The organism is Benzoatithermus flavus, from assembly GCF_037908215.1.
Lineage (GTDB): Bacteria > Pseudomonadota > Alphaproteobacteria > Geminicoccales > Geminicoccaceae > Benzoatithermus > Benzoatithermus flavus.
This window is the reverse complement of record NZ_JBBLZC010000054.1, coordinates 1-3,299: the sequence shown is the minus strand read 5'-3', so window position 1 is coordinate 3,299 and position 3,299 is coordinate 1. Positions and strand designations below refer to the sequence as shown.

The 3,299-nt window shown below is 48.7% G+C and carries 3 protein-coding genes and 1 pseudogene; all 4 read right to left on the bottom strand.

The features are described 5' to 3' along the window. Positions 1-285: 285 nt before the first annotated feature. A complete protein-coding gene (locus tag U1T56_RS23905) occupies positions 286-1,086 on the bottom strand; it encodes an ExeA family protein (RefSeq protein WP_011229854.1) in 801 nt (266 codons plus the stop codon). Then, positions 1,079-2,326: an IS481 family transposase gene (locus tag U1T56_RS23900; protein WP_011229853.1), complete on the bottom strand. Its 1,248-nt coding sequence runs from the start codon at positions 2,324-2,326 to the stop codon at positions 1,079-1,081. Before U1T56_RS23900 ends, U1T56_RS23905 begins: the two co-directional genes overlap by 8 nt. A gap of 142 nt (positions 2,327-2,468) precedes the next feature. Beyond that, complete coding sequence (locus U1T56_RS23895) at positions 2,469-3,032, bottom strand: DUF6431 domain-containing protein (protein WP_011229674.1); 564 nt, start codon at positions 3,030-3,032, stop codon at positions 2,469-2,471. Positions 3,033-3,054: 22 nt separating this feature from the next. Next, positions 3,055-3,299: pseudogene (locus U1T56_RS23890) on the bottom strand (hypothetical protein); the annotation flags it as partial.

Sequence of the window (3,299 nt, the reverse complement as noted above, 5' to 3'; positions counted from 1 at the left end):
ACAGAATCGAACGTTTCTCCGCAGGCGATGATCGTCTCGGCGTATCGATCATGTTCGAGTGTGCACTGACGGATCGTTTTGTTGTATGGTGTAAATTAGCACATTATTTCAGAATCCCTTTTTCAAATTATTTCGGACGGATTCGGAAATAATGTGCAAAATCTTTGCGAATTATTCCAGGTTTTGCAGATTATTTCCGAACGTTTGCACATTATTTCGGATGATTAACTAGAATGAGGATGGATCGGGATGAAACATAACAGGGGCCGATCAGCCCCTGCTGTGTCAGTACCCCATTTCTTCGGCTGCCATACGCACAATGTCTTCGTCAATCATATGTTTTTTTAATTGAGCGCCGTATAACAGGCAAGTGGTGGCGAGGTTGTTGATGATCCGCGGCCACCCCTGCGACTGCAGGGCAATCGCTTCTAAGGCAGCTGGGGTAAAAATCGGGTGTTTCGCCCCCGCCTGTTTCAGGCGGTGTTCGATATATCCTACCACTTCTTCCTTATCAAGAGGCCCCATCTGGTATCGCATGATGATTCGTTGGTGAAGCGGACGGTGTTGATTCAACCGTAGTTTTGCCTGTAAATGGGGCAGCCCCGCCAAAATCAAGACAAACGGATTCGTTGAGTCCATGTGAAAGTTGAACAGGATCGCGATATCCTGCAGAAAGGCATCCTTCGCTAAATGCATTTCATCGAGGATGAACACTGACGTTACCCGTTGTTCATGATACAAGCGCTCGATCCCTTGTTGGATTTGATAAAACAAGTCGACCTTGCGGTATTTCGGCTCTTCCCCGAGCCCGAAGGCAAGGCCGCGATAAAAGTCCATCACGCTTCCCGTTGACAATGGAAAATAAACGACGTGATACAGTGACGGATTCAGGGATTCCTTAAACGCCCGAAGGGCGAATGTCTTGCCGGCCCCTGGTTCACCGATCAATAGCCCGATCCCTCTTGTTCGTTTCACGTAGTCCAAAGCGGCGAGGGCCTCTTGATACGAGGCCCCTTGATAAGCCTCTGGTGGATTCGTCTCCTTCGAAAACGGCTCTCGGGAAAGGGAATAAAACGTTTTATACATCGTTTTCGCCTCCCTCTACCGGAACCGCCGCAAACGGTGACCGATGGCGTTTCACATAGGCATTGTCCTCGAAGCGAACAAGGACCGCTTCGGCGACCCGTTGACCGTCTTCGTACACATACACGCCTTGTTCATCATAACGGAGTTCGATCGATTGTCCGATGAACCGGGGCGGAACTTCATACAGCTGCTTGTTCAACGTGACCGTACCATCGGCCTTCACTTTACGGTATTCGCGTTTCAAAAAGATCGAGTCGAGCCAATCCGAATCCTCGACGAACGACACCAAATGGACTTGCGATTGAAACACTTCATGTGGCGTCTTCCCGTTCAACGAGGCATGCGGTTTTCGATGGTAATCTTCCTCCAACCACTTCCAAAATCGCTCGTTTAGCTCTTCGAGCGACTTCGGTGAATTCATTTCGAGCAACGGGTAAAACCGCGTCTGTACGGTGCGGAAAAATCGTTCGATTTTCCCTTTGCTTTGCGGATCGTACGGCTGGGTATGGATCAAGGTGATCCCTAACTCCGCGCAGGCGTACTGCAAGGGTTCCGCCCGATAAATCTTGCCGTTATCCGAGTAAATTCGCTTCGGCTTTCCGTATCGAAGCAGCGCTTCCTTGGTTACGATCCGCAACCCGTCAAATTTCTCGGAAGAGAAAAACTGAGCGTACGGCACGACCCGCGAGCAGTCATCGATATAGGCAATCAAAAACGTTTTTTGCGTTTTGCCATTCACGCGAATCAACGGGCCATGGGACAAATCACCTTGCCAGAGCTCATTGACCTGATCGTACGCGAATCGTTTTCGTTCAGGAATCGGTAAAATTTCTTTCCCCACGAGGTTGTATTTTTTTAAAAGTCGGTATATAGTGAAATAAGAGATGGATTGGATTTCCCCCTGCTCGATAAGGTGTTGGTAAAACACCGTCACGGGCATGTGGGGGTGTTTTTTTCTCAGGGCTAAAATGTGATCCTCTTCTTCAGGTGACAGCCTCCGGGAATGGCCACGGTCCGACCGTCGTTTCGGCTTCAGCGCCTCAAAGCCCCCTTTTTTGTACTGCGTGCACCAGTCGAGGATCGTTTTGGCGGCGATGCGTTTCTCTCCATGGTGGGGAACTTGATGGATCCGTTCCGCTACTTCCTTCAAGTACGTTTTTGGATCGACTTGTCCATTCACCAATGGAGCGATCAATCCATACCGAAATAAAGCGATCTCCTGTCTCATCGACTCATTCATTTCGATCTCCTCCTTCGTTCATCCCATTCTAGGACCTTATCGGTCCATCCTGTCTCTATCCTATCGGATCATTCCCCCGACCGTCGAGAGGAAAGGTTTGTGGAATCTATAAATGATTCCATATAAGGGGATATAAGTAAAATCAGGAACTGAATGTACGTGCAAAAAGATGCGTCGATCGGTGCTCCCATATCTCTTGGATGACGAAAAAGAGGCCGATCTCCTCCATCGTCTGGATCCACCATAGGGCTCGTTCTCTCGCTTGGGCGATGGCAGGACCAATTTTTCTCCAGCGCTCCGCAAAAAACCAATGAAGGTGGTTCAAATTTCGGAATAAACGTCGGACATAAAATAAAACCCCTTCATCCGTAGGAAGGAGTGGAGCCTCCTCCATCCCCCGTTTCGGAGTCAGGCCCAACCGTTCTTTCACCACTCTCCATATGGTGGGCAACGTATACTGAAAATAGGGGAGAAGAAATGAAGGCAACACGGCCACCGTCCTCCTGCACTCCGGGCAGCGATACCGAGCGATCCAAATGCGATAAGACTGATGTGACGTCACGGCATTTCGTTCGTAGTACCCATGGCGATAAAGAGGTCGTTTTGCCTGGCAATGAGGGCACCGCTTAAGAAGGGGAAAGTCGTTTTGTTTTCCCCGCTGGGCATATGTCTGGACATCGACCTGAAAGTCATGAAACCGAATCACGTCCTCGTCCCCCCTCTGGAAATCACCCATGTCCCATTCTGAAATAATTCACAAAAAATTTAGCACATTCTTTCGGAAAGGGGGAGAGGGATATTCCGAAGGAATGTGCAAAAAAGAGTCTTTTTTGTGCGGAAATAAAGTGATAATTTACATTAGTAAGAGAAAAAGGAAGAGTTTTTATTGATATAACCAATTTTCTTGTGCCTGGCTTTTCAGGAATCTGGGGTGGAATTTGTTCGGTTATGACACTCCTTCCAAGCAGACGGG